The following is a 26,544-nucleotide window of genomic DNA, read 5'->3' as shown; positions in this document are numbered from 1 at the left end:
GGGGCTTTAGCCCCGTCATCTCCTTGAATTATTACATTCTCAGGCCTGAATAAGGCGTAAACATTTACAAGCATGGGCTTCAAAGACATAACAGCGTTGTATTTTAATACTATTCCCCCAAACTGTTATAGCTAAATTCCCCTTTACTGTCTCTGATACTCGACTTCCCGCCGCTTTACCATAACAGCCACACCGTTTTACCCTGAGGTTGTGCATGTTTGGTTTAGATGCGTTTCACCTGGCGAGGATCCAGTTTGCTTTTACTGTCTCCTTCCACATTATTTTCCCGGCGATCACCATTGGCCTCGCCAGCTATCTGGCGGTGCTGGAGGGGTTATGGCTGAAAAGCAAAAACCCTGTCTGGCGGTCGCTGTACCATTTCTGGTCGAAGATCTTCGCCGTCAACTTTGGCATGGGCGTGGTCTCCGGGCTGGTGATGGCCTACCAGTTCGGCACCAACTGGAGTGGTTTTTCCCAGTTTGCCGGGAGCATTACTGGCCCGCTGCTGACCTATGAAGTATTGACCGCCTTCTTCCTCGAAGCCGGTTTTCTCGGCGTGATGCTCTTCGGCTGGAACAAAGTCGGGCCGGGGCTGCACTTCTTTGCCACCTGCATGGTCGCTCTGGGCACCATCATCTCGACCTTCTGGATCCTCGCCTCTAACAGCTGGATGCAGACCCCGCAGGGCTTTGAGATCGTCAACGGTCAGGTGGTGCCGGTGGACTGGTTTGCGGTGGTGTTTAACCCCTCCTTCCCGTATCGCCTGCTGCACATGTCGATTGCCGCGTTTCTCAGTAGCGCCCTGTTTGTTGCGGCCTCGGCGGCATGGCACCTTCTGCGGGGTAATAATACCTCCGCCATTCGCCGCATGTTCTCCATGGCGCTGTGGATGACGCTGATCGTCGCCCCCATTCAGGCGATGGTCGGGGATATGCACGGCCTGAACACCCTGAAACATCAGCCCGCCAAAATCGCCGCCATCGAAGGTCACTGGGAGAACCCGCCCGGCGAACCTACTCCGCTGCTGCTGTTTGGCTGGCCGGATATGGAGCAGGAACGCACCCGCTATGGTCTGGAGATCCCGGCACTCGGCAGCCTGATCCTCACCCACAGCCTCGATAAGCAGGTGCCGGCGCTGAAAGAGTTTCCGAAAGAGGATCGGCCTAACTCCACCATTGTCTTCTGGTCGTTCCGCATTATGGCCGGGCTGGGGATGTTGATGCTGTTGCTGGGCACCGTCGCCCTGTGGCTGCGCTATAAGCAGCGGCTCTACCACTCCCGGCCTTTCCTGTGGTTTGCCCTACTGATGGGACCATCGGGATTAATTGCCATTCTCGCCGGATGGGTGACGACCGAAGTGGGCCGTCAGCCGTGGGTCGTCTACGGTCTGCAACGTACCAAAGATGCGGTATCGGCCCATGGCGATCTGCATATGAGCGTCAGCCTGCTGGCCTTTATTGTGGTCTACACCTCGGTGTTTGGCGTCGGCTACAGCTACATGGTGCGCCTGATTAAAAAGGGTCCGCAGGAAGAAGAGTCCTTCCCGACCGAAAACGATGGTCGCCCGGCGCGCCCGCTCTCGGCAGCAAACGCTGAATTTACTACCAAGGAGACACCATAATGGGTATCGATCTCTCCCTGATCTGGTTTGTGATAATCGTCTTCGCCACCCTGATGTACATCGTGATGGACGGGTTTGATTTGGGTATTGGCATTCTGTTTCCCGCCATCCAGGATGCGGACGACCGGGATGTGATGGTCAACAGCGTCGCCCCGGTGTGGGACGGGAATGAAACCTGGCTGGTGCTGGGGGGAGCGGCACTGTTTGGCGCGTTTCCGCTGGCTTATGCGGTGATCATCGATGCCCTGACCATCCCGCTGACCTTAATGCTGATTGGGCTGATTTTCCGTGGCGTGGCCTTTGAGTTCCGCTTTAAGGCCACACCCGCGCACCGGCCCTTCTGGGATAAGGCCTTTATCGGCGGCTCGGTGCTGGCCACCTTTACCCAGGGCATGGTGGTGGGAGCGGTGATCAACGGCTTTACGGTCAGTGGACGCGCCTTTGCCGGCGGTCCGTTCGACTGGTTCACGCCGTTCAACCTGTTCTGCGGTTTGGGGCTGGTGGTGGCCTATGCCTTTTTAGGCGCCACCTGGCTGGTGATGAAAAGCGAAAACCCGCTGCAGGCGCGGATGCGGCAGGTATCGAAACGTCTGTTGCTGGCGCTGCTGGGGATTATCGCGGTGATCAGCATCTGGACGCCGCTCTCCCAGCCCGCCATTGCCGACCGCTGGTTTAGCCTGCCGAACCTCTTCTTCCTGCTGCCGGTTCCGGTGCTGGTGGTGGTGCTGGGCCTGTGGCAGTGGCGCAGCCTGAGTAACCCGCGCAGCCACCATCTGCCGTTCGTGTTGACCCTCGGGTTGATCTTTCTCGGCTTTAGCGGGCTGGGGATCAGCATCTGGCCGCATATCATTCCGCCGTCGATTACCCTGTGGCAGGCTGCGGCACCTCCGCAGAGCCAGGGCTTTATGTTAGTGGGGGCGTTATTCATTATCCCGATCATCCTTGTCTACACTTTCTGGAGCTATTACGTGTTTCGCGGCAAAGTCCAGCCTGGGGAGGGCTATCACTGATGAATCAACCTGTCTGGAAACGTCTGATGTGGATGGTGATTATCTGGGGCGGGAGCGTGCTGGCGCTGACGCTGGTCGGGATGTTCTTCCGCGTGCTGATGACTGCGGCGGGGTTTAAGGCGCACTGAATTCAGCTCACCCTCACCCTCTCCCTGAAAGGGAGAGGGAACAGTCCGTGCAGATATACCTAATCTGACAAAACCTTTCCTGCATTTGAAAAAGCGAATAATAACTCAAGGTAACTATCGGCATGATGGCCGCTCAACGTAACCGGGTGGTGGCAGAATGTTTACAAGAGCGTTATCAATAGTGTTACTGACCTGTGCGTTATTTTCCGGTCAACTGATGGCAGGACACAAGGGACATGAGTTTTTTTGGGTGAAGAACGTGGATCAGCAGTTACGTCATGAAGCAGATAGCGATGAGCTGCGTGCGGTGGCAGAGGATTCAGCAGAAGGTTTGCGCGAACACCACCACTGGCAGAAGTCGCGCAAACCGGATACTCACTTTCGTTAATTAACTGCTTTTACGCTTCGGCAGCGTTTTCAGCAGATCGTCAGGGCTGACCGATGCCACAATGCTGCCCGGCTGCGGCATTTTGAAGATGTGGTTTTTCATCTTGCCAATAACGTGCATTTCGCACGGACGGCAGTCGAACTTCAGGGTTAACACTTCATCGCCATTCACCAGCTGCATCGGGGTGGCCTTCCAGCTCTTGATGCTGCCCTTCGCCTGCTTCGGACAGAGGTTAAAGGCGAAGCGCAGACAGTGCTTGGTGATCATCACCGGCACGTCGCCCTTCTCTTCGTGCGCTTCATAGGCGGCATCGATCAGCTCAACGCCATAGCGCTGATAGAAGGCCCGCGCTTTATGGTTGTAGACGTTCGCCAGAAATGAGAGGTGCGTTTCCGGGTAGACCGGCGGCGGTACAGAGACCGCTTTGCGGCTGCCGCGTGGGTAATTCGCCAGACGGGCTTCGTCGAGCATCCCGGCGGTTTCACGGCGGAACTGGTTCAGCAGGCTGTTCGGAATAAACAGCGCATCCGCCAGATTGACCTGAATGTCCCGGGCGTAATAGATCGTCTGACCCAGTTTTGCCACCCCGTCTTTCAAACTGTTCAGCGCTTTTTCGGCGTTGTTAGCTATCTCAAACATCCCGTCCAGGGTATGAGTCACGCTGATGCCATCTTCGCAGGTCATGGTGAGGATCAGCTGCTCTTCCCAGCCACCCAGTTCAATGTCCACCGCGATACGACGCTCGCTGGAGGTTTTCATCAGCGCCTGCTGCCAGTTATGGTCGAGGTTGCGGTTCAGCGCCGCATTTGGGCGTGCTTTATACATGTCGGCGGGCATTTCGTTCGGCCAGACGCGATAGCGGTTTTCGCCGGTTTTCTCTACCGTATTGGCGCGGAAGCCCACCACCTCACGTTTGATCATCACGTTCAGGCCATCGCCGTTCGCCAGCGGTTCGGTCACTTCCACGTCGAGATACTCTTTCGTCACCTTGAGTACTTCCCCTACCGGCAGGCCGATAAATTTCGGGGAGTCGAAGGCGCCGATGTCGTCTTTACGCGCATTCACAAAGTAGTCGGTGCTGCCGCGGTGGAAGGTCTTGTCGGTGGACGGAATAAAGAAGTGCTCGGTGCGCCCGGCTGAGCTGCGCGCCAGACCGCCGCGATCCTCGATAATGGCATCCAGCATCTGACGATAGTGGGCGGTAATGTTCTTCACGTAACTCATGTCTTTGTAGCGCCCTTCAATCTTGAAGGATTGCACGCCGGCATCGATCAGCGCGCCAAGGTTGGCGGTCTGGTCGTTGTCTTTCATCGACAGAAGGTGTTTATCGAAGGCCACCACGCGGCCCTGATCGTCTTTCAGGGTGTATGGCAGGCGGCAGGCCTGAGAACAGTCGCCACGGTTGGCGCTGCGCCCGGTCTGGGCATGGGAGATGTTGCACTGTCCGGAGTAGGCCACGCACAGGGCGCCGTGAATAAAGAACTCAATGGTCGCGTCGGTCGCCTGGCGAATATCGCGGATCTGATTGAGGTTCAGTTCGCGGGCCAGCACGATTTGGGTAAATCCGGCATCCGAGAGGAACTTCGCTTTCTCCACGCTGCGGATATCGCACTGGGTACTGGCGTGCAGCTCAATCGGCGGGATATCCATCTCAAGGACACCCATATCCTGGACGATCAGCGCATCAACGCCGGTCTGGTACAGGTCGGTAATCAGACGCTGCGCTGGCTCCAGTTCATCATCATGAAGAATGGTGTTCAGGGTTACGAACACCTTCGCCCCGAAACGGTGGGCGAACGGCACCAGGTCGGCGATATCGCGCAGGCTGTTGCTGGCATTATGGCGGGCGCCAAATCCAGGGCCGCCGATATAGACCGCATCGGCACCGTGAAGGATCGCTTCACGGGCAATGGCGGCGTCACGAGCCGGGCTTAAGAGTTCAAGATGATGGGATGGCAGGCGCATACTTCGTCGTTATCCGTTATGGTCAAAATGGCGGCTATTGTAGTCAGAAGTATGGGCCAGTGAAACAGTTTTGCGCACCTTTAGCGGGGATAATGGATCAGCGAGTGAAAGTGCACCGTCTGGCCGCTGCGGTTGCGGTAGGCGTGCGGTTTATCTCCGGCAAAACGCAGGCCGGTATCCGGGACCAGCGTCTGCCAGATACCCTCGATCTGCATCTCCAGCTCACCGCTGATCACCACCACGTGCTCAACCACTCCGGCTTCGTGCGGCGTGGATTCACTGAGCGCCCCCGGCGCGAGGGTAATCGAGAAGTGGTCATACTTCAGGGTGTCGTCCCAGGGGAACAGCGGTTTGACCACCATCGCCTGCTGCTGCGGGTCAAACACCGGCGGGTTCTCCGCTTCGGGGCTGATAAAGGTGGAGAACGGCACGTTCAGTCCGGTAGCGATCTTCCACAGCGTCGAGACCGTCGGGCTGGATTCGTTGCGTTCCACCTGGCCGAGCATCGCTTTCGACACCCCGGTCTCTTCAGCCAGCTTCGACAGGCTCCAGCCGCGGGCCTGACGCAGCGTTTTCAGTGTAATGGCAAGATGTTGTGTGATGTTCATGGTCCCTCCCGTTGCCGCGAGTGTAGCACTTGTATGCTATAACGCACAGTGATACATTTGCGGCTGTTATAACGCACAACGGAGTTCCCATGCGCCCATCCTCGCTCACCTTTCCCACCCTGTTATCCGGTTTTGTTGCCGTTCTGGTGGGCTATGCCAGCTCTGCGGCCATCATCTGGCAGGCCGCGGCGGCGGCAGGCGCAACGGCACCGCAGATTGCCGGCTGGATGACGTCGCTGGGGATCGGCATGGGGATCAGCACCCTGGCGCTGTCGTGGTGGTATAAAGCGCCAGTGCTCACCGCCTGGTCGACGCCCGGTGCCGCCCTGCTGGCGACCAGCTTGCAGGGGGTAACACTCTCAGAGACCATCGGCATCTTTATCTTTGCCAATGCCCTGATCCTGATTTGCGGCATCAGCGGCCTGTTCGCCCGCCTGATGAAGATTATCCCCCATTCGCTGGCGGCGGCGATGCTGGCGGGCGTCCTGCTGCGCTTTGGTTTGCAGGCCTTCAGCAACCTCGAGGGGCATCTGCTGCTGTGCGGCAGCATGCTGCTGGCCTGGCTGGTGACCAAAGCCTTTGCGCCGCGCTATGCGATCGTCGCGACCCTGCTGGTGGGGGGCGCGGTGGCGGCGTTGAAAGGTGACGTTGTCACCGAGCAGCTCAGCTTTGCGGTGGTGATGCCCGAATTTATCGCCCCAACCTTTAACCTGACCACGCTGGTCAGCATCGGTCTGCCCTTCTTCCTGGTCACCATGGCCTCGCAGAATGCGCCAGGGTTCGCGACGCTTAAAGCCTCCGGCTACCCGGTGGCCGTCTCGCCGCTGATGGTCTTTACCGGTGGGCTGGCGCTGCTGCTGTCGCCGTTTGGGGTCTACTCGATCTGCATCGCGGCAATCACCGCCGCCATCTGCCAGAGCCCGGATGCGCACCCGGATGCCAGCAAGCGCTGGCTGGCCGCGGCAGCGGCAGGCGTCTTTTATCTGCTGGCAGGGATTTTCGGCGGTTCGATTAGCGGGCTGATGGCGGCCCTGCCGTTAAGCTGGATCCAGACCCTGGCGGGGCTGGCGCTGCTGGGCACCATCGGCGGTAGCCTGCATCAGGCGCTGCACAATGAGGCCGAACGCGATGCGGCAATCGTGACGTTTCTGCTCACCGCCAGCGGCGCGACGCTTGCCGGGATCGGCTCGGCATTCTGGGGATTAGTGGCGGGCGGCATCTGCTACGCCCTGCTGTTACGCACCCGACGCGCGTAGCTGGGACGGCGTCAGCCCGGTGGCGACGCGAAAGCGGTTGCTGAAGTGGCTGGCGGAGCTGAATCCGCACGTCAGGGCGATCTCGGTCAGCGGCTGGCGGGTGTAGCGCACCAGGGTTTTGGCCTTCTCCATCCGCCGCTGCATCACATACTGGTGAGGTGCCATCTGCATCGACTGCCGGAACATGCGGGCAAAATGGAACTCGCTTAAGCTCGCCTGACCCGCCAGATCCGCCAGGGTCAGCGGCTGGGCCAGATTCTCTTCGATAAACCCGAGCACGTTGCGCAGCACAAAAGGCGACAGGCCGCCCGTGACCGTTGGCAGCGTCCACTGCACGTTGCTGTAACGCTGCACCAGATGGGTCAGCAACAGTGTGGAGGCGGTGCTCAGCGTGAGCTGATTGGCAGGCTGCTGCCAGTCGCAGCCGAGGATAAAATGGCGGTACAGGGCGGTAATGCTGGCATCATCGCCGAACAGATTTTCGTCGAGGGTAAAGCTGTAAGGGCTTTTGTCCCAGATCTGCTCCCCGACGTTGCGCAGATGATCGTCGGTACAGTAAAGGTGGATAAACGACAGATCGTCGCGAATATCCCAACTGGACTCGCTCTCTTTCGGCATCAGACAGAAACGGTCCGGGCCGCCGCCGTTTTTCCAGCCCGCAGAGGTTTTGTGATAACTCTCGTAGCCGTCGGCGATATAGAGACTCAGGGTATGGTGATCGCAATATTGCGTGATGGTGTCGCGTTTATTAGACCAGGCCGCCAGCTGGATACCCGAATTCAGCGCCACGGCATTGTGCAATACCGCTTTATGCTTGCGCAGATTTTCAAAGGCACCGTACATCTCAGCCATAGCGACTCACACCCTGATAAATAAGAACCATTGAGTCTAAAAAGATCTTCCCTTCAGTGCCAGCCCTGTTGACTCCCCGGCGGGAAAAAAGCGCAAGAATATGCAAGTCCGACGCAAGTCTGTGAAAGAAGGCCGTTCTCCCTGCCGCCATACTGACCCCAGACTTTGCTGATAAGAGAAAAAACGATGAACACATTACTGTACGCGCTGGTAGTTGTTATCTGGGGAACAACGTGGATTGCCATCTTCTTACAACAGGGGCCGGTGCCCGCCCCGGTCTCGATTTTCTGGCGCTTTGCCGTCGCCACCGCCACCATCATGACGGTGCTGTTAATCCTGCGCCGTCTGAGCCCGCTGGCCTTGCGCGACCACCTGTTTTGCGCCCTGCAGGGCTGCTGCGTGTTCTGCTTTAATTTCTGGTGCTTTTATACCGCCGCGGGGTATATCAACACCGGCCTCGAATCGGTGATTTTTTCGATGGCAGTGCTGTATAACGCCCTGAACAGCTTCCTGTTCTTTGGCCAGCGCCCGCCGACGCGTTTTTATCTGGCGGCGGCGCTGGGGCTGCTCGGCATTATTACCCTGTTCTGGAACGACCTGTTAGCCAGCGGCTGGAGCGCCGGTCTGCTGTTCGGCGTTGCCCTGTCGGCGCTGGGCACCTACGGCTTCTCACTCGGGAATATGATCAGCCTGCGCCACCAGCGCAACGGGCTGGAGACCATGACCACCAACGCCTGGGCGATGCTATACGGCACCCTGGTGATGGGGGCGATTGCGCTGATCCGTGGGGATGACTTTACGCCGGTCTGGTCGGTGAGCTATATGGGCGCTCTGCTCTATCTGGCGCTGTTTGGCTCGGTGATTGCCTTTGGCGCTTACTTCACGCTGGTCGGACGAATTGGCGCGGGCAAAGCGGCATACAGCACCTTGCTGTTCCCGCTGGTGGCGCTCTCGTTCTCGACGGTGTACGAAGGGTACGTCTGGCACAGCAACGGGATTGCGGGGCTTCTGCTGATCTTAACCGGGAATCTGGTGATGTTTGCCCGGCCGGAGAACTGGTTTAAGCGGCTGCGAATGGCGTAAAAAAAACCGGCCTGCGCGATGCAGGCCGGTCTATTGTGATTATTTTGCTGCGGTTTTATTGACATCAAACATGGTGGCATCAGTCGCCATGTCATCAACAACCTGCTTCAGCGTCGCGAAGGTCATTGGCGTATTTTCGTTATTCAGCTCTTTCCCTTCACCCTTACGGACCACTTTAATGACCGGCTTGTTGGTCTTAGAGTCAATCAGCTCACCTTCAAAGAACAGATGGGTATCCATGGTACGGTGACCGGTTGCCATTTGCGTGCCAGCTACGACCAGCGCCACAGGGACAACTTCATAGAACTGCAGGCCTTCTTTCTGCGAGCTCACACCGGTGATGGCACCGCGGAAGATCAGGCTGCGTGAACCTGGTGTGGTCACAATCGGCTTACGCTGGCCGATTGCGGTCTTCATTTTGGTGTTGGTGTAATTTAACAGTTCATCGAGCGTGCGTTGACCGATCTGGGTGGTTGGCTTTGGCGTTGGATAATAGGTGATATTGTTCCAGATAATGCTGTCGTAGTTTGATTCGTTATAAGACGGATCAACCCAACGCAGCGTCGGTTTACCCGAAGCAGAGGTGGTTTGCTGGAGCCCGGAGTAGTCTTTTAAAAAACCTGAATATTGTTCAGGCGCAGCCACTTTTGACGCACAGCCAGCAAGAAGCAACAGGCCGGAGAGCGCGGCAACTTTAAATAAAGTATTAGTACGCATAGTGGGTGTATCCCTGTTAAGTGCAAATATGCACTTGAAGTTATAGCAAAAGCTGGCTGAAAAAGAAGTGACAAAAAATGATGAAGACAGCACAAATTGAAAAAAAAGTGCCCGTCATAATGACGGGCTGAATTAAAGGTTTATTTTATATCCACTTGCCAGAATAAATGTTTACCAAACGGATCGATTTCGTAGCCGGTCACCTCTTTACGCACCGGCTCGAATATTGTTGAGTGCGCAATCATTACCGCAGGCATTTGATCGTGCATCATCTGCTGCGCCTGCTGATATAACGCTACGCGTTTATCGTGATCGGTAATAGATTTCGCTTCAGCAATAATTTTGTCGAATGGTTGATAACACCATTTGGCGGAATTGGAACCGCCGTTGGCCGAGGTGCAGGTAAACAGCGGGCCGAAGAAATTATCCGGGTCGCCGGTCGCCGTGGTCCAGCCCATGAGCGCCGCCTGATGTTCCCCGCCCTTCACCCGCTTGAGATATTCCCCCCACTCGTAGGTGACCACTTTGGTCTGCACGCCGATTTTTGCCCAGTCGGACTGGATCATCTCGGCCATCCGTTTGGCATTGGGGTTATACGGACGCTGCACCGGCATGGCCCACAGGTCAATGGTCATCCCGTTGGCAAACCCGGCCTCCTTCAACAACGCTTTGGCTTTATCCGGATCGTAATCGTAGTCCTTTAGCGAACTGTCTGCGCTCCAGACACCCGGCGGCAGCAGGTTTTTGGCGGCGGTGCCAGTGCCCTGGAAGACAGCCTCGATAATGGCCGGTTTGTTGATCGCCATCGCCAGCGCCTGGCGCACCTTGACGTTATCCAGCGGCGGCTTTTGCGTGTTAAATGCCAGGAAACCGGTATTCAGCCCCGCCTTGCTCATCAGGTTGATGTCTTTATTTTCCTTCATCCGCGGCAGATCGGCGGGGTTCGGGAATGGCATCACCTGACACTCGTTTTTCTCCAGCTTGGCGAGACGCACGGAGGCATCCGGAACGATGGTAAACACCAGCCGATCCAGCTTCGCCTTACCCTGCCAGTACTCCGGGAAGGCGGTGTAGAGGATCCGCGAGTCCTTCTGGTATTTCGCCAGCTTAAACGGCCCGGTGCCGATAGGCTCCATGTCCACCTTCTCCGGGGTGCCCGCTTTCAGCATCGCGTCAGCATATTCGGCAGAGAGAATCGAGGCGAAATACCAGCCGAGGTCAGCCACGAACGGCGCTTCCGGGTGGGCCAGTGTGAAGCGCACCGTATGGTCGTCGACTTTGTCGATGGCGGTGATCAGCTTGCCAAACTCCAGGCTCTCGAAGTTGGAGTAGTTGCCGTTGGAGACGTTGTGATACGGATGATTAGCGTCTTTCTGCCGCATAAACGAGAAGATCACATCATCCGCGTTAAAGTCTCGCGTCGGCGTGAACAGCTTGCTGCTCTGGAACTTAACGCCCTTACGCAGATGGAAGGTATAGACCTTACCATCCTCGCTGACCTCCCAGCTTTCGGCCAGGCTCGGCACCAGATCGGTCGTGCCCGGAGTAAAATCCACCAGCCGGTTGTACACCGGTACGGCGCTGGCATCCACGCTGGTGCCCGAGGTGTAGAGTTGCGGGTTAAAGTTCTCCGGCGATCCTTCCGAACAATAGACCAGCGTTTTAGCGGCGACGGTGGAACTGACCGTCAGCGCGGCGACGGTCAGTGCCAACGTTGTGAGGTTGCTTTTCATCGCGTTTTCCTGTCTTTTAATTTGACGGCTAATGAATTTTTGTCGTGCCAAACCATAAATATCATTAAAGTGATTGTGCAAACACCTGATAACACAAATAAAGAAGGATCAACCATGGCTCACGCGCTCGCCAGTCAATTAACCCAACGCTTCTTTCGCTATCTGGCTATCACCAGTCAGAGCGATCCGAAGGTGAAAACCTTGCCCTCCACACCCGGCCAGCACGAGATGGCTCGGGCACTGGCGATGGAGCTGCAAACGCTGGGTCTGGACGACATTGTGATCGACGAATCTGCCACCGTTACGGCGGTCAAAAAGGGCAACGTGCCCGGCGCGCCGCGGGTCGGTTTTATCACCCATATCGATACCGTCGACGTGGGATTGTCACCGGATATTTATCCGCAGATCCTCACCTTTACAGGCGATGATCTCTGCCTGAATGCCGAAAAAGATATCTGGCTGCGGGTCAGCGAGCACCCGGAAATTCTGGCCTACCCCAACGAAGCGATCATCTTCAGCGACGGCACCAGCGTGCTGGGTGCCGACAACAAAGCGGCCGTCACCGTGGTAATGACGCTGCTGGAAAACCTCACTGCAGAACATCGGCATGGCGATATCGTGGTCGCTTTTGTGCCGGACGAAGAGATTGGTCTGTGCGGGGCGAAAGCGCTGGATCTGGCACGTTTTGACGTCGATTTTGCCTGGACCATCGACTGCTGCGAGCTGGGAGAGATTGTTTATGAGAACTTCAACGCCGCGGCGGCAGAAATTCGCTTTACCGGCGTGACGGCGCACCCGATGTCGGCCAAAGGCGTGCTGGTGAACCCGCTGCTGATGGCCACCGACTACATCAACCACTTCGATCGCCTGCAAACCCCGGAGCACACCGAAGGCCGGGAAGGCTACATCTGGTTTAACGGCATCCAGGCCGGGCAAAACGAGGCGGTGCTGAAAGCCAATATCCGTGATTTCGATCGCGACAGCTTCGCCGCCCGCAAGGCGCAGATTGGCGACGTAGCGGAGAAAATTGCCGCGCAGCACCCTACCGCAAAGGTAAGCTGGCACATTGAAGATACCTACAGCAACATCAGCAACGCGGTGGGTGAAGACCGTCGCGCCATCGACCTGATGTTTGAGGCGATGGAGAGCTTAGGCATCACGCCGAAACCGACCCCGATGCGCGGCGGCACCGACGGTGCGGCCCTGTCAGCGAAGGGGCTGCTGACCCCGAACTTCTTCACCGGCGCGCATAACTTCCACTCGAAGTTTGAGTTTTTACCGCTGAAATCGTTCGAGGCCTCGTATAACACGGCGCTGCAGCTCTGTTTGCTGGCGGCACGTTAACTGGAAATAACCCGGTCATAAAATGACCGGGCAAATTACCTTACTTAACCTGACGCGATTTATCGGCGTTCAGTTCTTCCCAGGATGCTTCAAGTATCCACAGGCACTGGGCACCGTCGATGGTCGCTAACAATGCTTTGCGCGTACGCTGGTAGAACGCCTCGACCTCGGTCGGTGATTTCTCGCTCGGTGGGGTACAGACGATATCGCTGCCAATAATATGCGGCCATTTCCCAGCATCAATGGTGCGCAGCACCTTAAGCGTGGTGGTGGTGTTAGTTGATAAGGCTAAGGCCAGCGCGTCTTCCAGCTGCTGCGCTTGCTTAACGTCGGCAATTGCCGCAAGTGACGGGGTTTGTTCAATCCATCGTGGTTCACCAGCGGCTATCCCACGCAAAGCCGCAGGCCAATCAGTGCCGTTAGCCATTACCGGAAGTGAGACAACAGCTAGCAACAAAATGGCCAGGCACTTCATCGCACCACCTCCAGATCGCCGCCATCGCGGAGTATCTGCCGACTCGTCGACAGCGAAAGAATAATACAGCCTGCCGATGCGAAACCTGCGGGACCTTCTACACGCTCGCCATGGATACGAAACGCTGAGCGTCCAAAGGTTTCGCCGGTGGTCTGTTCAAGAATGATGGTCACAGGGCCCCTGGAATTCGAATGTCCCGCGATTTTATAGGTCCCTCTTGGTAGAGGCCCCAGTCCTTTAACATGCTGGCGGTCCGGGTTGTTTTTATTAGTGAGTGCGCCGGAATAGCCCGACTCGATTAGCTTGCCGTCTTTATACATTTTGCCGGTCGACTGCTCATACTTCCATCCCATAACCCTCTCCTTATGCCGTTTTACGGTCGTTCCAGCTGTCTGAATGCATGATGTTACCGTCGACATAGCGCCAGGTGATTTTTTCATACAACAACTCGATCAGCTCAATGTGATTATGTTTCTCATAACCCGGATCTTTGATATCCAGCATCATCGGACAGACGCTGACAACTTTTACACCCTCCATAAAGGTGGAGAAGTATTCCACTTCCTGACCAGCGTCATTGATGCGGTAAAACTTCACCTCAGCGGATTTGAGTTTTTGACCCGTACTGACAGCTTTGTAAAAATAAGGGCTGGAGGCATCGACCTCTTTATCGAATGAATAAGGGGAATGTACACGCAGGCTGGTTGCCTTGCCGTTGTGCATGTCGGTAGGTTGCATTACGCCATGGTTGAGGCCGATGATCTCTATGCTGCCCTCACGCCCAAGGATGTCGACAGAGCCTTTTATATCCGCACCACCATCGTCTTTAAGCCATAAATATGCGGGGATTGCCATTTTGGTTAAACTCCATTTAAGAAAATCCTGATATGTTATGCACTTACGTGCAAATTCAAGCTATAGACCAAAAAAGAACCCGTCAACGTCTTAACTACGTCGATAAACAACGATCTGCGGTTTCATTGATGTAAATAAAAAAGGCCGGAAATATCCGGCCTGAGTCTGATAACGAACTTGTATTAACATTGTGCCCTTGTTTCTGCCGGGTGGCGCTAACGCTTACCCGGCCTACAAAACCCCTGACCTGTAGGCCCGTGCAAGCGAAGCGCCGCCGGGCAATGCACGTTAAGCCGGTTTGCGCGCCAGCAGCGTGGCGAATCGCAGTTTAATACGATTCCCCTGGGCGTCGGTGCGGTGTAATTCGCCGACGTCCTCGTTGTATTTCAGCTGTTCCCAGCCCGCATAGTAGCCGCTCAGCTCCCCGGTTTTAAACGCAAACGGGAAGCCGACGTTGCACGGATAATCTTCGGTATCCATCGCCGCGACAATCAGGTTATAGCCACCCGGTCTGGTGCAGCGCTGCATATTGTCGATCAGGCCAGGAATGGTTTCTGCCTGCAGGAACATCAGCACCACGGTCGAGAGGATAAAATCGTATTCGCCGTCAAAACGCAGGGTGTTGAGATCCTTAATCGCCGTCTGCAGGTTAGTGATGCCCTCTTTCGCCTTGATGCTCTCGATGTTATCGATGCTTGCCGCATTCTTATCCCATGCGGTGACATCAAAGCCGTTCGCCGCCAGATAGAGGCTGTTGCGCCCGTTGCCGCAGCCGAGATCCAGGGTTTTGCCCGGTTTAACCATCCCTGCGCTATACACCACTTCAGAGTGGGTGCGGGTCATGCCATATTTTTCGGTGAAGTAGTTCTCATCAAACACAGTCATTCTCTTTCCTCAACTTGCATAAGCGTTGCTTTGTCTGCACGGACCAACAGTTTCCCCTGCATCAGCAGGATAAACGTGCGCACCAGTAATAGCGCAATGATGGCGTTGGTAAAAATAAATAGCGGGATGGCGATGGCGTGGAAAAAACCGGACGGGCTACTCTGCCCCAGATGCAGACCGGTGGTGGCCAGCGCCGAGACGCCGAACGAAAAGCTCCAGAACGACGCATTAAACGGCTGCGACAGATACCAGGGCATCAGGCGCAGGGTAAATAACAGCTGCAGCAGGCCGTAGCCAAACAGCATTTTGGCGAAGGTATCGGCTTCGCCGCCGTTGACGCTTAACCAGGCGCTACAGGCCACCAGCGCGGGTGCCAGCTGGATCCCAAGGGAGGTGCGCATCGCAGAAGGCAGTTCGCCTGCACTGCGCAGACGCTGCAAAATCACCGGCTCCAGGCTCAGCCAGGAGAAAACTCCGGCCCCGAGGAACACCAGCCCTGCATCGTGAAACCCGAGCGCCCCGCAGGCCATGGCGCTGATAAAATTATTCGCCACCGTCGGCAGATAGAGGCCCGGAGTTGTCGCCTCCTCCGGGTGTTTGCCGCGCCAGAGTCCGGCAGACTGCCACGCCGCATAGCTCAGCTGCACCACCACCCCGACGGTGAACAGGGCCAACGCCAGCGGACGAAACCAGGGCACGAAGCCAATCGCCACCAGCATGGTGGTGGCCGGAAACAGGCTGACAAAGCTGCTCATCACCGGGTGGCGCATCTCCGCCAGTACGCTGCGCGGAAAGCGTATCGCGCGGGTGAGAAACGCCGCGGTCAGCAGGAGCCACATCACCATCGCCAGCGTCACCAGGATCTCCCCCGGCCAACGCGTCACCGGCCAGAGGGTGCTGGCGTAACGCCAGGCAAAGCCCATACCTATGGTTCCCAGCACCATCCCGTAGTAACCCGCGGGTAAATTAAGAACGCGTTCAGTCGCTTGCGTTTTATACATAAATTTTAATCTATAAAATATATTTGAAATACTAGTTTAAGGTGTTTCATTTGCGGATGCCACTGTTTCGATCAAGCTAAAGTTTGCTACGTTTAGTGGAGACGACAACTGCGGGCACAGTGATGAAAAAATATCGACTTAGTGATGAAAGCCGTTTGCACCACTGGCAGGACGGTGAGACAAAAACAGCGGTAAAAGTGCGCCAGATTATCGCCGAACGTGATTTCAGCGATGTGAAATCAGGCACCCGGGGTGGCTGGATCGATGACGAATCGGCCCTGTCTCACGAGCACGACTGCTGGATCTACGATGAGAACAGCGTGGTCTTCGCCGGCGCGCAGATCAGCGGCAACGCGCGGATCACCCAGCCGTGCGTCATCAGCCATCAGGTTTCCATTGGGGATAACGTCTGGGTGGATGGGGCTGAGATCGGCTATGGCGCTCGCTTAAGTGACAACGTCACGGTTCAGTCTTCGGTGGTGCGCGGGGAGTGTCATCTGTTCGACAACGCCCGCATCCTGCATAACAGCATGGTGATTGCCGCCAAAGGCCTGACCCCGGACCCGCATCAGATCCTGCGCATTTTCGGCGAGGCCACCGTTAGCCAGTCGCGGGTGGTGCATCAGGCGCAGATCTACGGCAATGCCATCGTCAGTTATGCCTTTGTCGAGCATCGTGCCGAAGTGTTTGAGAACGCGCTGCTCGAGGGCAACGAGGTGAATAACGTCTGGGTGTGCGACTGCGCCAAAGTGTACGGCAACGCCCGCCTGCTCGCCGGGCTGGAAGAGGATGCCATCCCAACCCTGCGTTACAGCTCCCAGGTGGCGGAAAACGCGCTGGTCGAGGGTAACTGCGTGATCAAACATCACGTCCTGATTGGTGGCAACGCCTGGCTGCGCGGCGGGCCGATCCTGATTGACGATAAAGTGGTGATCCAGGGTCGGGCGCGCATTCACGGAGAAGTGCTGATCGAGCATCATATTGAAATTACCGATGACGCGGTGATTGAAGCGTCACACGGAGACGTGATTCACCTGCGCGGCGAGAAGATGATTAACGGCGCGCAGCACATCACGCGCACGCCGTTGCTCGGGGCATTATGAGGTGCAGATCCGGGCGTAGATATTCTGGTCGTCATAGCGCCCGTTGAGGAACTCGGCCTCTTTCAGGCACCCTTCCAGCAGGAAGCCGTTGCGCAGCGCCACCTGGTTACTGGCGGGGTTGTCGACCCGGCACTTGATCACAAAGCGGCGGATCTCGCCGCGTCTGGCGTAGTGGCGGATAAACGCCTCCAGCGCCTGAGATAAAATCCCCTGCCCCTGATGCGCTTCATCCAGCCAGTAGCCGATATAGCCCGTTTTGTTCAGCGGCTCGATGGAATTGAACGACAGCACGCCTGCCAGGACGTTATCCCTGAAGATAAGGAACATTTTGGCGTAACCGCGCTGATGCAGCATCTGGTTGCTGAGGATGTTCTGGCGGGTGTCCTCTTCTGAGCCTACAAACTGCGGCCAGTTGAGATAGTCCTGCAGATACGCCCGGTTTTTGACCACCAGATTGTGCAGCTCGGTGGTGTAACGCTCATCGGTGGCGCGCAGTTCGAGATGCGTGTTGACGGGGATAATTTCTTCTTCGGTTGTGGTGGTCATTGTGCTTCCTGTGCAATGCCGGGCGGCGCATGCGCTTGCCCGGCCTACGGTTTGTGCCTGTTGCCTTAACGCATTACCCGGTCATCGACGTACTGGCGTTTATCCGCTGCGGGTGGGAAATAGTGATACAGCCAGGTTTCGCTGATCGCCTCGCCCTGGCAGCGCAGGAACATGCGCATGTCCACCGTATCGGTGGAGTCGCTGGTCGGGTACCAGTCAAACAGGATGCGATACCCGTCGAACGGCTCCACGTAGAGGATCTCAATCTGCTTCGCTTCCCCACTGGAGAGGGTAATCACCGGCTCGATCCCTTTCGGCGCAGCCGCTTTCAGATCGCCGCCAACAAAATCGACCGCGAAACGGCGCGACCACACTTTCGGGAAGTGCTCGCCCGGGGCCCAGCCTTCCGGGAAGCCACCCATACCGGTGCGGGTCGCCATCACGTTCGCCAGCGGAGAACGGACTGGCGGTTTGGCACTCCAGTAGAGACGGTACTGGAAGTCCAGCTTATCCCCCGCTTTCACCGGTTTTTCCGGCTGCCAGAAGCAGACCACGTTATCCAGGGTTTCACCGGTGGTCGGGATCTCCATCAGCGACACGGTGCCTTTGCCCCACTGGTTACGCGGTTCGACCCACAGGCTTGGGCGTTTGTTGTACCAGCCCATAATGTCCTGATAGTGCGAGAAATCACGATCAAGCTGTAACAGACCAAACCCTTTCGGGTTCTTGTCGGTATAGGCGTTGAACTGCAGCTTCTGCGGGTTATTCAGCGGACGGCAGATCCACTCCCCGTTGCCGCGCCACATCGCCAGACGATCGGAGTCGTGGATCTGTGGGTGAATGGTGTCGCACATGCGGCGCTCGTTGTTGCCGCAGGCAAACATGCTGGTCATCGGCGAAATGCCCAGCTGCTGAATGTCCTTGCGGGCATACAGATGGTTTTCGACGTCCATGATCACCTGGGTCTTCTCGCAGTGGATCACGAACTTATAGGCCCCGGTGATGCTTGGGCTGTCGAGCAGGGTGTAGACCGTAAAGGTGGTCGCGCCCGGTTTGACGGTTTCAAACCAGAACGAGGTAAAGTCCGGGAACTCTTCTTGCGTATCGGCGTAGGTGTTCAGCGCCAGGCCACGCGCCGAGAGACCGTACTGGTAAGTATCATCCACCGCGCGGAAGTAGCTGGCGCCGAGGAAGGAAACGATGTCGCGACGCGCCAGCTCCGGAGATTTAAAGGCACGGAAACCGGCAAAGCCTAAATCGCTCTGGCCTTCCAGCTGTTTAGTGTCGACGCCCGCGTCGTGGTAATTGAACAGTTCCGGGCGGAAGTGAATCTCACGCGCCTGGGCGGTCTGGCTATCCAGCGAGAACATGCGCACCCGGCGGCGGAAGCCCATCCCGACGTGAAAGAACTGCACGTCGAGCTGGCGGTTTTCGATGTTATTCCACAGCGACTGCTTCGCATCGTACTGGATGCTGTTATAGGCCTGCGGCGTCAGGGTCGCTAAGGTATCCGGCAGCGGACGCGGCGCACCGCCCCACGGTGTTTGCGCCAGGTCGTGCGCCATGGACTGCAGCACGGAAAAGTCGAAACGACGGCTCGTACCGTCCGCAATATCCGATTCAGCCGCACTGGCCGCCCGGGAAAAGAGCGCGGCGAGTCCGGAAGTCCCGCTCAGTGCGGCAACGGCCATTGAGCCTTTTAAAAAACGTCTGCGATTCATGCCTGGGAAAACGTCCTTATGGTCGTGGGGAGTGGGTTTCGCATCGGCGAAACAACGGCAAGAAAGAACATCATTAAGAGGGCACAGCCTAAACAAAAATGATTAAGAATCCAATTATTGACAGGTGAGAATCTGCGCAAAGGGGGAAAGATTTTTCTGTCGAGGAGAATTGCCCGAAACGGAGGTAAAGAAAAGTATAAAAAAGCCCCTGCCGGACATCAACGCCAGGGGCTAAAAGATGAAATTGTTGTTATTTTACGCTGACATCGATACCCGGGAAGTACTTCTTCGCCAGCTTATCGATAGTGCCGTCAGCGCGGACTTTATCAATGGCGGCATCAAGCTGCTTCTTAGTGGCCTCGTCGCCTTTACGCAGACCATAACCGATCCCACTTCCGAGGATAGTGTCATCCGCCACCGGCTTGCCGATAAAGCCGAAGCCTTTCCCCTGTGGCTTGCTGAGGAATCCGGCCTGCCCGGCGGCAGACATCACCAGCGAGGCGTCAATACGCCCGTTCAGCAGGTCGCCCCAGGCCATGTTCTGATCTTTATAGGACACCACGGTAACGCCCTGCTTTTCCCAGTGCTCCTTGGCGTAGGTCTCCTGAATGGAACCCTGCAACACGCCAATGGTCTTGCCTTTCAGCCCTTCCGGGGTGGCATCGACCGCGGTACCGGTCTTGCCCACCAGCTGGGATGGGATCCGGTAGATCGGCTGGGTAAAGTCGATGCTCTGACGACGCTGGTCGGTGATGTTCATCGCCGAGTTGATAGCATCGAATTTCTTGGCCACCAGCCCCGGGATCAGCGCGTCAAACGAGGTCTCCACCCAGCTGCATTTCAGCGCGGCGGCGGCGCAAATGGCGTTCCCGAGCTCAATATCAAACCCTTCCAGCTCACCCGAGGCGTTACGGCTCTCAAACGGCGGATACTCGGCTTCTACGCCATAACGTAATTCTGTTGCGGCGATGGAAGAGAACGAACACAGCAATCCCAGGCCGACAACGAAGGCTTTTAATTTCATGACTGAACTCCTTAGCGTGGTGTTACCCGACACAGGGCCTGCGCACCTGCCCGTAATGTTGCCTCATCTTTCGCAAAAGAGAGGCGGATTAATTTGTTATCTGTCCCGTCGGTGTAAAACGCCGACAGCGGAATGGTGGCAACGCCGTGGTCAACAATCAGCCGTTTCACCATCTCGCTGTCACGCTCGTCGCTGAAGTGGCTGTAATCCGCCAGCAGAAAGAACGAGCCAGCGCTTGGCAGCAGACGGAAAGGTGAATCCGCCATCAGGTTAACCAGCAGATCGCGTTTACGCTGGTAAAACGCCGCCAGCGACAGCCAGGTTTGCGGGTCGGCCATATGCTCGGCAAAAGCGTACTGCATTGGTGTATCGGCTGAAAACATTAAAAACTGATGGATCTTGCAGATCTCGTCCATCAGCTCCGCCGGAGCGACACAGTAGCCTACGCGCCAGCCGGTAACGTGATAGGTTTTGCCAAACGACGAGACGATCACGCTGCGCTCCGCCAGCCCGGGATGGGTCGCCATGCCGTGATGCGGCACGTCGTCAAACACCACGTGCTCGTAGACTTCGTCAGAGAGAATGATGATATCGGTGTTGCGGGTAATGGCCGCCAGCTGTTGCAGGTCGTCGGCAGAGAAGACCTGCCCGCTCGGGTTATGCGGCGTGTTGATGATGATCATCCGCGTGCGCGAGGTAATGGCGGCGCGGACTTCATCCCAGTTCACCGCGAAATCCGGCACCGTCAGCTTGATAGCGACCGGGGTCGCGCCTTGCAGACGCACAATTGGCGCATAGCTGTCGAACGAAGGTTCAAAGTAGATCACCTCGTCGCCGGGATGCACCAGCCCGCTGATGGCGGAGTAAAGCCCTTCGCTGGCGCTGGCGGTGATCAACACTTCGCTGGCGGGATCGTATTGCGTGCCATACAGCGAGGCGATTTTATCGGCGATGCGCGCTTTCAGCGGTGCCAGCCCGGTCATCGACGCATACTGGTTATGGCCCGCCTGCATCGCCCGGTGGACACCGGCAATCAGCGCCGGATCGCATTCAAAGTTCGGCGCACCCTGGGAAAGGTTGATGGCATTGTGCTCAGCGGAGAGCTGACCGATAACGGTAAAAATGGTGGTGCCAACGTCCGGCAGTTTGGAACGGGGTTGTATCGGAGTACGCAGCGTCATCGGAAATTCCTCTGGTAGAGAGTGCATAACTATTCAACCTGAAGGCTATTGTGGCGACAATCGAATTGTTGTCATAATAGCCATGACAAAAAATCATACCTGGAGGTTCCGTGTCGCGTCGCTCGTTCCCGCTTACCGCCGTTGAGGCCTTTATTGTTACCGCGCGGCATCTGAACCTGACTCATGCCGCTAAAGAGCTGTGTCTGACTCAGGGGGCAGTGAGCCGCAAGATTGCCGCCCTCGAAAGCTGGTTCGGCTTTCCGCTGTTTGAGCGCCACGCCCGCGGGTTGCGCCTCTCCTCCCAGGGCAGCGCCCTGCTGCCGGATCTGCGCGCCTCGTATGAACAGTTTCTGACGGTGGTGGATCAGGCCCGCGCCCAGCAAACCGTGGTGCGTCTTAAAGTCCCCACCTGCGCCATGCGCTGGCTGGTGCCGCGGTTGTTGCAGGTGGAGCGCGAGCAGCCTGAACTGCAGATCGCCCTGACCACCACCAACGAGCACAGCGTTAATTTCAAAACCGAATCCTACGATGCCGCCATTGTGTTTGGCACTCAGCTCAGCGCCGGGGATCTGCTGTTTGAGGAGGCGTTAACCCCGGTGTTAAGCCCCCTGCGCCAGGGGTCAGCGGTGGAGTCGCTCACCTTCCTGCACCCGACCCGGGATAAGACCGACTGGTCGCTGTGGCTGGAAAAACAGACCGCACAGCCGTCTGTCATGCACAAAAATCAACACTTCGACACTATGGATCTGGCGATCACCGCCGCCATTCAGGGGCTCGGGGTGGCGATTGCCGATGAGACGCTGGTAGCGGAAGACATCCGCGCCGGGCGGCTGGTGCGGCCTTACGCCAGCAGCGTCAGAACCGGGGCCAGCTACCGGCTGGTGCTGCGGGAGTCGCGCGACAAAGCGGCCGGACTGGCCGCCTTTCGCGAGTGTCTGCTTAATCCAGGCTGACGTGGTGCTTCATCACCCGTTTAAACAGCACCATTCGGGCGCGCATAAAGCGATTTTCAAGCTTAAATCCCGCATGTTTATTCACTCCAATGCGCAGCAGTACGTCCCGCCCGTGGTGACAGGCAGGCCAGCGCGTCGGGCCATCCAGGATATCGCACGTCTGGCTGGCGTGGCGGGCGAAGTTAACCCAGTAATCGGCAACCTGGGCTGAGAACGCCAGGTCGTTGTTATTCACATAGTGCCGGGCGGGCTCGGCCAGGGTAAGCGTATCAAACACATACGGCACCTCGTTGCCGTGCCATGCTCCGTTAACGTAGGTGGCGTGCTCGGCTTCGGCGACATAGTCAAACCAGTAGCGCCAGCATGGCTGCCCTATCCGCCGTTGAGCCTGCATCACCACAAACCCCAGGGTGGTGAAGGCCATATCCCGACACACCTGGCGCCCTAACTCGGTATCATCCTTCACCCCCGGATAGAGCAGCTTGATCAACCCCAGCCCCAGCCGCCGCTCCCGGCGTAGCTTCTGGATCTGCCCCGCGAGATCGATACCAAACACCGCCATCACGCTGGCTTCGTCGCTGTTGGAGCCCACCATAATCGGCACCGGATGGTGGCGGGCGGCGAAAAAGACCTCCAGCATCGGATCGGGTAACACGCAATCCCCGACGATGGGCGCAGGTGCCACGTTCAGCGGGGCCGTCAGCGGCCAGAGCGCCTCCGGCGGGATCGCCCGCAGCTGCTCCGCGGTAGCGTTTTGCAGCCCAAAATGAGCCGCCAGCGCCTCGCCCTTTCTGAGCGCCTGCTCCCGGGGCGTATCCGGCAGAGTATATCCACTCTGAACAATCGCCTTATGAAACAGCCCCTTTGCCAGCGGTGAGGCCAGCAGTGACAGCACGCTGCGCGCGCCGGCGGACTCGCCAAACAGGGTGATGTTGTGCGGGTCACCGCCAAACCGGGCGATGTTGTCCCGCACCCACTCCAGGGCGGCAATCTGATCGAGCAGGGCAAAGTTATGCACCACCCGCTCCTCTTCCCTTTCCAGCGCCGGATGGGCAAAAAAGCCCAGATGGCCCAGCCGGTAGTTCAGCGTCACCACAATCGCGCCGCGCTGTGCCAGCGCCTTCCCGTCATAGGGCGGCAACCCGCCCGCGCCAATGGTAAAGCCGCCCCCGTGCAGCCAGACCATCACCGGGAGGGGTTCCGGACGCTGAACCGGCGACCAGACGTTCAGGTAGAGGCAATCTTCCGAGAAACGCCCCGGATCGCCCCCGCCCAGCTGCTGGCAATACTCACTGCTCTGCCAGCTCGACGGTGAAAAGGTGGTGGCCTGTCGCACGCCCTGCCAGCTTTCAACAGGCTGCGGTGAGCGCCAGCGCAATGCGCCCACCGGCGGCGCGGCGTAGGGAATGGCGCGCCAGTTCTGCACATCACCATCCGTGATGCCGCTTAGCGCCCCCTGGCGCGTGGTAATGATCTGAGATGAGGCGTTTTCCATACTGACCTTACATTGCTGACTCATCCCCGCAGAGTACCGTTTTCAGAGCAAACCGCAACGCCGCTTGCTGCGCTCCTCCGCCTCCCGATAGAGGGTGAACTCATCCAGCACCGGGCACCCCAGCGCCTCCTCAAAGGCATCGCGGCTGGCGTTGCCGTGGGTGCGGGCCTGGGTTTCATTCCCGAGGTTCGACTGAAAGATCCCGGCGGCGCTCACCGGGAGGAAATCTTCATAGGTGATGGGTTGGGCCACCACCCAGCCGCGCTCAATCAGCGGCTGAGGATCGTCCCCGGGGCCAAAAGAGTGCCGGTGCGACTCGCCCGCCGGGGTCAGGCGATAGCGGAACCATGCCAGCCCCTGACGGCGCAGGAAGATATCGCTGTCGGGAAAGGCCCGGAAGACCTCCTGGAGATGCAGCTGATGAGTCAGGTTATCCTTGCCGGTACCGGACTCGGCCAGCAGGCGATCGTACAGCTCCCGTCCTTTCGGGGTTAACGCCACGCCGCGCTGCTCGATCTCACCGAAGCGAGCGGTATGGGTTCCGCGATGTTCGCCTGCAAACAGAATCGGCTCCTCCAGCGCCTTAAAGCTGGTTTGACGCAGCAGAAGCGGCACCTCCCGACGCGGCGGCCCCTCAATCAGCATCTTCGGCTCAATGCCGTACTCCGGCATCAGGGCCTGCACCCGGTCGATATCCAGGGTGCGCGGCGTCAGGTGGTTGATATGGCAGCCCGGGAAGCAGACCACGTCGGCAATCAGCCGGTGTTCGTTGTGCAGCGCCTGGTAAGTGTCGTGATCCACCGTGGCATGGCGGTGCCAGCGGAACGTCTCCAGCGCCTCATGGACAAACTCCTCAGCCTGTGCCGGGGTGAATTCCCCTTCCGCCTCGTGCAGGGCAATCAGCTCCAGACAACGGGGGGTGAAGATGTTGCGGCGGGCCAGAATCTCTGCCGCCTGCTCGCGCAGGGAAACGTTGTCGATCAGATCGAGGCGCAGCAGCGAGGTGAAAATTCGAAACGGGTTACGGCACAGGGCGGCATCGTCAACCGGACGAAACGCGGTGGAGTGGACCGGCACCCCGGCCTGGGAGAGATCGTAATAGCTGACCGGGAACATCCCCATAATGGCGAACATCCGCCGCAGGGTGGCCAGCTCCAGGGCCGTACCGACACGGATTGCTCCGTGGCGTTCGAGGTTGAGGCGAGCCAGTTCATCCGCGTTGGCCAGTTGCTCATGCAGTTTCGGGTTATTTTCCAGTACCGCCAGATTCACATCTGCGACCAGCTCCAGCAGCGTTCCGTATTGCGGAACTTCCTGCTGATACATTGCCGACATCGCCTGTGAAAAGTTCTCCCGAATATCATCAGCCGTGATGTTGTTCGCCATGATTTAATGCCTCCAGTGAATATTACCTGGAGTGTAGAGAAGGCCATTGCGACCGTCGGGAAGAATTTACGATTTGTGATCCAGATGGAGCGCTGTTCATTTCCTGAGTGGTGACGACGTTAACCGATTCAGGCGTCTGCACAACTCTTTATGGACATCTTCAAAAAATGCTTGTTACTCAATTAGATTGAATGTTAATAATATTTTGCTAGCAGGTTATCAAAATTAAACAACTTTACTTGTCACTTCGCTACCTCTGTTTTTAACATCGCCTATGGAAAAAAATGGTTTGTTTAGTCAGCGCATTCGTCTGCGCCATCTGCACACTTTTGTGGCCGTCGCTCAACAGGGAACGCTGGGGCGTGCGGCTGAGACGCTTAATCTGAGCCAGCCTGCGCTCTCCAAAACGCTGAACGAGCTGGAGCAGCTGACCGGTACCCGCCTGTTCGACCGGGGACGACTGGGTGCACAGCTGACGCTGGTGGGAGAGCAATTCCTGACCCACGCCGTTAAAGTGCTTGATGCCCTGAATACGGCGGGCCAGTCGCTGACGCGGCGTAACGACGTGCCGGGGGATGTGGTGCGCATTGGGGCTCTCCCTACCGCAGCGCTGGGCATTCTGCCTGCGGTTATCGGCCAGTTTCACAAGCAGCAGCGCAACATCACGCTGCAGGTGGCGACCATGAATAACACCATGCTGCTGGCGGGGCTGAAGTCCGGGGAGCTGGATCTGGGGATCGGCAGAATGTCGGACCCGGAGCTGATGAGCGGCCTCAACTATGAGCTGCTGTTCCTCGAATCCCTGAAGCTGGTGGTGCGCCCGCGTCATCCGATCCTCAATGATACCGTGACCCTCAGCCGGGTGATGGAGTGGCCGGTAGTGGTCTCCCCGAAAGGCACCGTTCCGCGCCAGACCGCAGAAACACTGCTGGAAACGCAGGGGTGTAAACTGCCGTCGGGCTGTATCGAAACCCTGTCGGCCTCCCTGTCGCGCCAGCTGACGGTCGATTTTGACTATGTCTGGTTCGTGCCTTCCGGCGCGGTGAAAGAGGATCTGCGCCAGGGCACGCTGGTGGCGCTGCCGGTAACCACCTCCAGCCCCGGCGAACCGATTGGGGTATTAACCCGCGTGGAGGCCCCACTCTCCACCGCCACCCAGACGCTGCTCAGCGCGATACGTAAATCCATGCCGGTGTGATCACACTTCCTCTATG

26 protein-coding genes are annotated in these 26,544 nt (G+C 57.5%); 10 read left to right on the top strand and 16 right to left on the bottom strand.

Annotated features, from left to right (window positions below):
• The first annotated feature begins 214 nt into the window (after positions 1–214).
• The 4 genes from LG383_RS07630 to LG383_RS07615 all read left to right on the top strand — a co-directional run bounded on the left by LG383_RS07630 (position 215) and on the right by LG383_RS07615 (position 3,147).
• Positions 215–1,621 carry a cytochrome ubiquinol oxidase subunit I gene (locus LG383_RS07630; RefSeq protein ID WP_225758730.1) on the top strand — a complete coding sequence of 469 codons (1,407 nt, stop codon included), beginning with the start codon at positions 215–217 and terminating at the stop codon, positions 1,619–1,621.
• Positions 1,621–2,631, top strand: coding sequence for a cytochrome d ubiquinol oxidase subunit II (gene cydB, locus LG383_RS07625; RefSeq protein WP_225758729.1), 1,011 nt, complete (start codon positions 1,621–1,623; stop codon positions 2,629–2,631). Before LG383_RS07630 ends, cydB begins: the two co-directional genes overlap by 1 nt.
• Entirely contained in the window at positions 2,631–2,759 is a 129-nt protein-coding gene (locus LG383_RS07620) for a DUF2474 domain-containing protein (protein ID WP_106992974.1), read from the top strand. Before cydB ends, LG383_RS07620 begins: the two co-directional genes overlap by 1 nt.
• 157 nt (positions 2,760–2,916) lie before the next feature.
• Positions 2,917–3,147, top strand: coding sequence for a DUF2554 family protein (locus tag LG383_RS07615; protein ID WP_225758728.1), 231 nt, complete (start codon positions 2,917–2,919; stop codon positions 3,145–3,147).
• On the opposite strand, the gene LG383_RS07610 is transcribed toward LG383_RS07615, so the two are convergent.
• Both LG383_RS07610 and LG383_RS07605 read right to left on the bottom strand, forming a co-directional pair.
• Positions 3,148–5,112, bottom strand: coding sequence for a U32 family peptidase (locus LG383_RS07610; RefSeq protein WP_225758727.1), 1,965 nt, complete (start codon positions 5,110–5,112; stop codon positions 3,148–3,150).
• 80 nt (positions 5,113–5,192) lie between these two features.
• Complete coding sequence (locus tag LG383_RS07605) at positions 5,193–5,720, bottom strand: helix-turn-helix domain-containing protein (RefSeq protein WP_225758726.1); 528 nt, start codon at positions 5,718–5,720, stop codon at positions 5,193–5,195.
• Positions 5,721–5,809: 89 nt separating this feature from the next.
• On the opposite strand from LG383_RS07605, the gene LG383_RS07600 reads away from it, so the two are divergent.
• The gene (locus tag LG383_RS07600; protein ID WP_225758725.1) at positions 5,810–6,976 is read left to right on the top strand and encodes a benzoate/H(+) symporter BenE family transporter; all 1,167 of its coding nucleotides are present in this window, start codon (positions 5,810–5,812) and stop codon (positions 6,974–6,976) included.
• Here LG383_RS07600 and LG383_RS07595 read toward each other — a convergent pair.
• Complete coding sequence (locus LG383_RS07595; protein WP_225758724.1) at positions 6,956–7,828, bottom strand: helix-turn-helix domain-containing protein; 873 nt, start codon at positions 7,826–7,828, stop codon at positions 6,956–6,958. The two genes, LG383_RS07600 and LG383_RS07595, sit on opposite strands and share 21 nt — an antisense overlap.
• A 186-nt stretch (positions 7,829–8,014) precedes the next feature.
• Between LG383_RS07595 and LG383_RS07590 the strand changes: the two genes are divergently transcribed.
• Positions 8,015–8,911, top strand: coding sequence for a DMT family transporter (locus LG383_RS07590; protein ID WP_225758723.1), 897 nt, complete (start codon positions 8,015–8,017; stop codon positions 8,909–8,911).
• A 39-nt stretch (positions 8,912–8,950) separates the two neighbouring features.
• Here the strand turns inward: LG383_RS07590 and LG383_RS07585 are convergent, their stop codons facing one another.
• A complete protein-coding gene (locus tag LG383_RS07585; protein ID WP_106992981.1) occupies positions 8,951–9,628 on the bottom strand; it encodes a DUF3313 domain-containing protein in 678 nt (225 codons plus the stop codon).
• Between the two features lie 140 nt (positions 9,629–9,768).
• A complete protein-coding gene (locus tag LG383_RS07580; protein WP_106992982.1) occupies positions 9,769–11,361 on the bottom strand; it encodes an ABC transporter substrate-binding protein in 1,593 nt (530 codons plus the stop codon).
• 114 nt (positions 11,362–11,475) lie between these two features.
• Here LG383_RS07580 and pepT point away from each other — a divergent pair, with 114 nt between their 5' ends.
• On the top strand, positions 11,476–12,705 hold the full coding sequence (gene pepT / locus LG383_RS07575; RefSeq protein WP_225758722.1) for a peptidase T: 1,230 nt from the start codon (positions 11,476–11,478) through the stop codon (positions 12,703–12,705).
• A gap of 40 nt (positions 12,706–12,745) precedes the next feature.
• Here the strand turns inward: pepT and LG383_RS07570 are convergent, their stop codons facing one another.
• The 5 genes from LG383_RS07570 to tehA form a co-directional block, all read right to left on the bottom strand.
• Positions 12,746–13,180, bottom strand: coding sequence for a hypothetical protein (locus LG383_RS07570; RefSeq protein WP_225758721.1), 435 nt, complete (start codon positions 13,178–13,180; stop codon positions 12,746–12,748).
• Positions 13,177–13,533: a tlde1 domain-containing protein gene (locus LG383_RS07565; RefSeq protein ID WP_225758720.1), complete on the bottom strand. Its 357-nt coding sequence runs from the start codon at positions 13,531–13,533 to the stop codon at positions 13,177–13,179. Before LG383_RS07565 ends, LG383_RS07570 begins: the two co-directional genes overlap by 4 nt.
• 10 nt (positions 13,534–13,543) lie before the next feature.
• Entirely contained in the window at positions 13,544–14,035 is a 492-nt protein-coding gene (locus LG383_RS07560; RefSeq protein ID WP_225758719.1) for an Hcp family type VI secretion system effector, read from the bottom strand.
• Positions 14,036–14,323: 288 nt separating this feature from the next.
• Positions 14,324–14,920 carry a tellurite resistance methyltransferase TehB gene (tehB, locus tag LG383_RS07555; protein WP_106992986.1) on the bottom strand — a complete coding sequence of 199 codons (597 nt, stop codon included), beginning with the start codon at positions 14,918–14,920 and terminating at the stop codon, positions 14,324–14,326.
• A complete protein-coding gene (gene tehA, locus LG383_RS07550; protein WP_106992987.1) occupies positions 14,917–15,921 on the bottom strand; it encodes a dicarboxylate transporter/tellurite-resistance protein TehA in 1,005 nt (334 codons plus the stop codon). The genes tehB and tehA overlap by 4 nt, the downstream gene beginning before the upstream one ends.
• Positions 15,922–16,043: 122 nt before the next feature.
• Here tehA and ydcK point away from each other — a divergent pair, with 122 nt between their 5' ends.
• Positions 16,044–17,024, top strand: a complete 981-nt coding sequence (gene ydcK, locus LG383_RS07545) for a YdcK family protein (RefSeq protein ID WP_225758718.1) — start codon at positions 16,044–16,046, stop codon at positions 17,022–17,024.
• On the opposite strand, the gene rimL is transcribed toward ydcK, so the two are convergent.
• The 4 genes from rimL to LG383_RS07525 all read right to left on the bottom strand — a co-directional run bounded on the left by rimL (position 17,019) and on the right by LG383_RS07525 (position 21,496).
• Positions 17,019–17,570 (bottom strand): 50S ribosomal protein L7/L12-serine acetyltransferase, encoded by a 552-nt coding sequence (gene rimL, locus LG383_RS07540; RefSeq protein ID WP_225758717.1) that lies wholly within the window; start codon positions 17,568–17,570, stop codon positions 17,019–17,021. The two genes, ydcK and rimL, sit on opposite strands and share 6 nt — an antisense overlap.
• A 65-nt stretch (positions 17,571–17,635) precedes the next feature.
• Positions 17,636–19,291, bottom strand: coding sequence for a glucan biosynthesis protein D (locus LG383_RS07535; RefSeq protein ID WP_225758716.1), 1,656 nt, complete (start codon positions 19,289–19,291; stop codon positions 17,636–17,638).
• 250 nt (positions 19,292–19,541) lie between these two features.
• Positions 19,542–20,315: an ABC transporter substrate-binding protein gene (locus LG383_RS07530; RefSeq protein WP_106992991.1), complete on the bottom strand. Its 774-nt coding sequence runs from the start codon at positions 20,313–20,315 to the stop codon at positions 19,542–19,544.
• An 11-nt stretch (positions 20,316–20,326) separates the two neighbouring features.
• The gene (locus LG383_RS07525) at positions 20,327–21,496 is read right to left on the bottom strand and encodes a pyridoxal phosphate-dependent aminotransferase (protein WP_225758715.1); all 1,170 of its coding nucleotides are present in this window, start codon (positions 21,494–21,496) and stop codon (positions 20,327–20,329) included.
• Between the two features lie 110 nt (positions 21,497–21,606).
• Between LG383_RS07525 and LG383_RS07520 the strand changes: the two genes are divergently transcribed.
• The gene (locus LG383_RS07520) at positions 21,607–22,449 is read left to right on the top strand and encodes a LysR substrate-binding domain-containing protein (RefSeq protein WP_225758714.1); all 843 of its coding nucleotides are present in this window, start codon (positions 21,607–21,609) and stop codon (positions 22,447–22,449) included.
• Here the strand turns inward: LG383_RS07520 and LG383_RS07515 are convergent.
• Positions 22,436–23,968, bottom strand: a complete 1,533-nt coding sequence (locus LG383_RS07515; RefSeq protein ID WP_370635142.1) for a carboxylesterase/lipase family protein — start codon at positions 23,966–23,968, stop codon at positions 22,436–22,438. The genes LG383_RS07520 and LG383_RS07515 overlap by 14 nt on opposite strands.
• A gap of 18 nt (positions 23,969–23,986) precedes the next feature.
• A complete protein-coding gene (locus LG383_RS07510) occupies positions 23,987–25,330 on the bottom strand; it encodes a VOC family protein (protein ID WP_225758713.1) in 1,344 nt (447 codons plus the stop codon).
• 274 nt (positions 25,331–25,604) lie between these two features.
• Here LG383_RS07510 and LG383_RS07505 point away from each other — a divergent pair, with 274 nt between their 5' ends.
• On the top strand, positions 25,605–26,528 hold the full coding sequence (locus tag LG383_RS07505) for a LysR substrate-binding domain-containing protein (protein WP_225758712.1): 924 nt from the start codon (positions 25,605–25,607) through the stop codon (positions 26,526–26,528).
• The last annotated feature ends 16 nt before the right edge of the window (positions 26,529–26,544 follow it).

This window comes from Leclercia sp. Marseille-Q4284 (assembly GCF_916618945.1).
Taxonomy (GTDB): Bacteria; Pseudomonadota; Gammaproteobacteria; order Enterobacterales; family Enterobacteriaceae; genus Enterobacter; species Enterobacter tamurae.
The sequence above is the reverse complement of the archived record's forward strand: the minus strand, read 5'-3'. Positions and strand labels throughout refer to the sequence as shown.

Bases quoted from the DNA above. Each gene is read 5' to 3' on its own strand.
- LG383_RS07630 (WP_225758730.1), top strand. From the start codon at position 215: ATGTTTGGTTTAGATGCGTTTCACCTGGCGAGGATCCAGTTTGCTTTT.
- cydB (WP_225758729.1), top strand. From the start codon at position 1,621: ATGGGTATCGATCTCTCCCTGATCTGGTTTGTGATAATCGTCTTCGCC.
- LG383_RS07620 (WP_106992974.1), top strand. From the start codon at position 2,631: ATGAATCAACCTGTCTGGAAACGTCTGATGTGGATGGTGATTATCTGG.
- LG383_RS07615 (WP_225758728.1), top strand. From the start codon at position 2,917: ATGTTTACAAGAGCGTTATCAATAGTGTTACTGACCTGTGCGTTATTT.
- LG383_RS07610 (WP_225758727.1), bottom strand. From the start codon at position 5,112: ATGCGCCTGCCATCCCATCATCTTGAACTCTTAAGCCCGGCTCGTGAC.
- LG383_RS07605 (WP_225758726.1), bottom strand. From the start codon at position 5,720: ATGAACATCACACAACATCTTGCCATTACACTGAAAACGCTGCGTCAG.
- LG383_RS07600 (WP_225758725.1), top strand. From the start codon at position 5,810: ATGCGCCCATCCTCGCTCACCTTTCCCACCCTGTTATCCGGTTTTGTT.
- LG383_RS07595 (WP_225758724.1), bottom strand. From the start codon at position 7,828: ATGGCTGAGATGTACGGTGCCTTTGAAAATCTGCGCAAGCATAAAGCG.
- LG383_RS07590 (WP_225758723.1), top strand. From the start codon at position 8,015: ATGAACACATTACTGTACGCGCTGGTAGTTGTTATCTGGGGAACAACG.
- LG383_RS07585 (WP_106992981.1), bottom strand. From the start codon at position 9,628: ATGCGTACTAATACTTTATTTAAAGTTGCCGCGCTCTCCGGCCTGTTG.
- LG383_RS07580 (WP_106992982.1), bottom strand. From the start codon at position 11,361: ATGAAAAGCAACCTCACAACGTTGGCACTGACCGTCGCCGCGCTGACG.
- pepT (WP_225758722.1), top strand. From the start codon at position 11,476: ATGGCTCACGCGCTCGCCAGTCAATTAACCCAACGCTTCTTTCGCTAT.
- LG383_RS07570 (WP_225758721.1), bottom strand. From the start codon at position 13,180: ATGAAGTGCCTGGCCATTTTGTTGCTAGCTGTTGTCTCACTTCCGGTA.
- LG383_RS07565 (WP_225758720.1), bottom strand. From the start codon at position 13,533: ATGGGATGGAAGTATGAGCAGTCGACCGGCAAAATGTATAAAGACGGC.
- LG383_RS07560 (WP_225758719.1), bottom strand. From the start codon at position 14,035: ATGGCAATCCCCGCATATTTATGGCTTAAAGACGATGGTGGTGCGGAT.
- tehB (WP_106992986.1), bottom strand. From the start codon at position 14,920: ATGACTGTGTTTGATGAGAACTACTTCACCGAAAAATATGGCATGACC.
- tehA (WP_106992987.1), bottom strand. From the start codon at position 15,921: ATGTATAAAACGCAAGCGACTGAACGCGTTCTTAATTTACCCGCGGGT.
- ydcK (WP_225758718.1), top strand. From the start codon at position 16,044: ATGAAAAAATATCGACTTAGTGATGAAAGCCGTTTGCACCACTGGCAG.
- rimL (WP_225758717.1), bottom strand. From the start codon at position 17,570: ATGACCACCACAACCGAAGAAGAAATTATCCCCGTCAACACGCATCTC.
- LG383_RS07535 (WP_225758716.1), bottom strand. From the start codon at position 19,291: ATGAATCGCAGACGTTTTTTAAAAGGCTCAATGGCCGTTGCCGCACTG.
- LG383_RS07530 (WP_106992991.1), bottom strand. From the start codon at position 20,315: ATGAAATTAAAAGCCTTCGTTGTCGGCCTGGGATTGCTGTGTTCGTTC.
- LG383_RS07525 (WP_225758715.1), bottom strand. From the start codon at position 21,496: ATGACGCTGCGTACTCCGATACAACCCCGTTCCAAACTGCCGGACGTT.
- LG383_RS07515 (WP_370635142.1), bottom strand. From the start codon at position 23,968: ATGAGTCAGCAATGTAAGGTCAGTATGGAAAACGCCTCATCTCAGATC.
- LG383_RS07510 (WP_225758713.1), bottom strand. From the start codon at position 25,330: ATGGCGAACAACATCACGGCTGATGATATTCGGGAGAACTTTTCACAG.
- LG383_RS07505 (WP_225758712.1), top strand. From the start codon at position 25,605: ATGGAAAAAAATGGTTTGTTTAGTCAGCGCATTCGTCTGCGCCATCTG.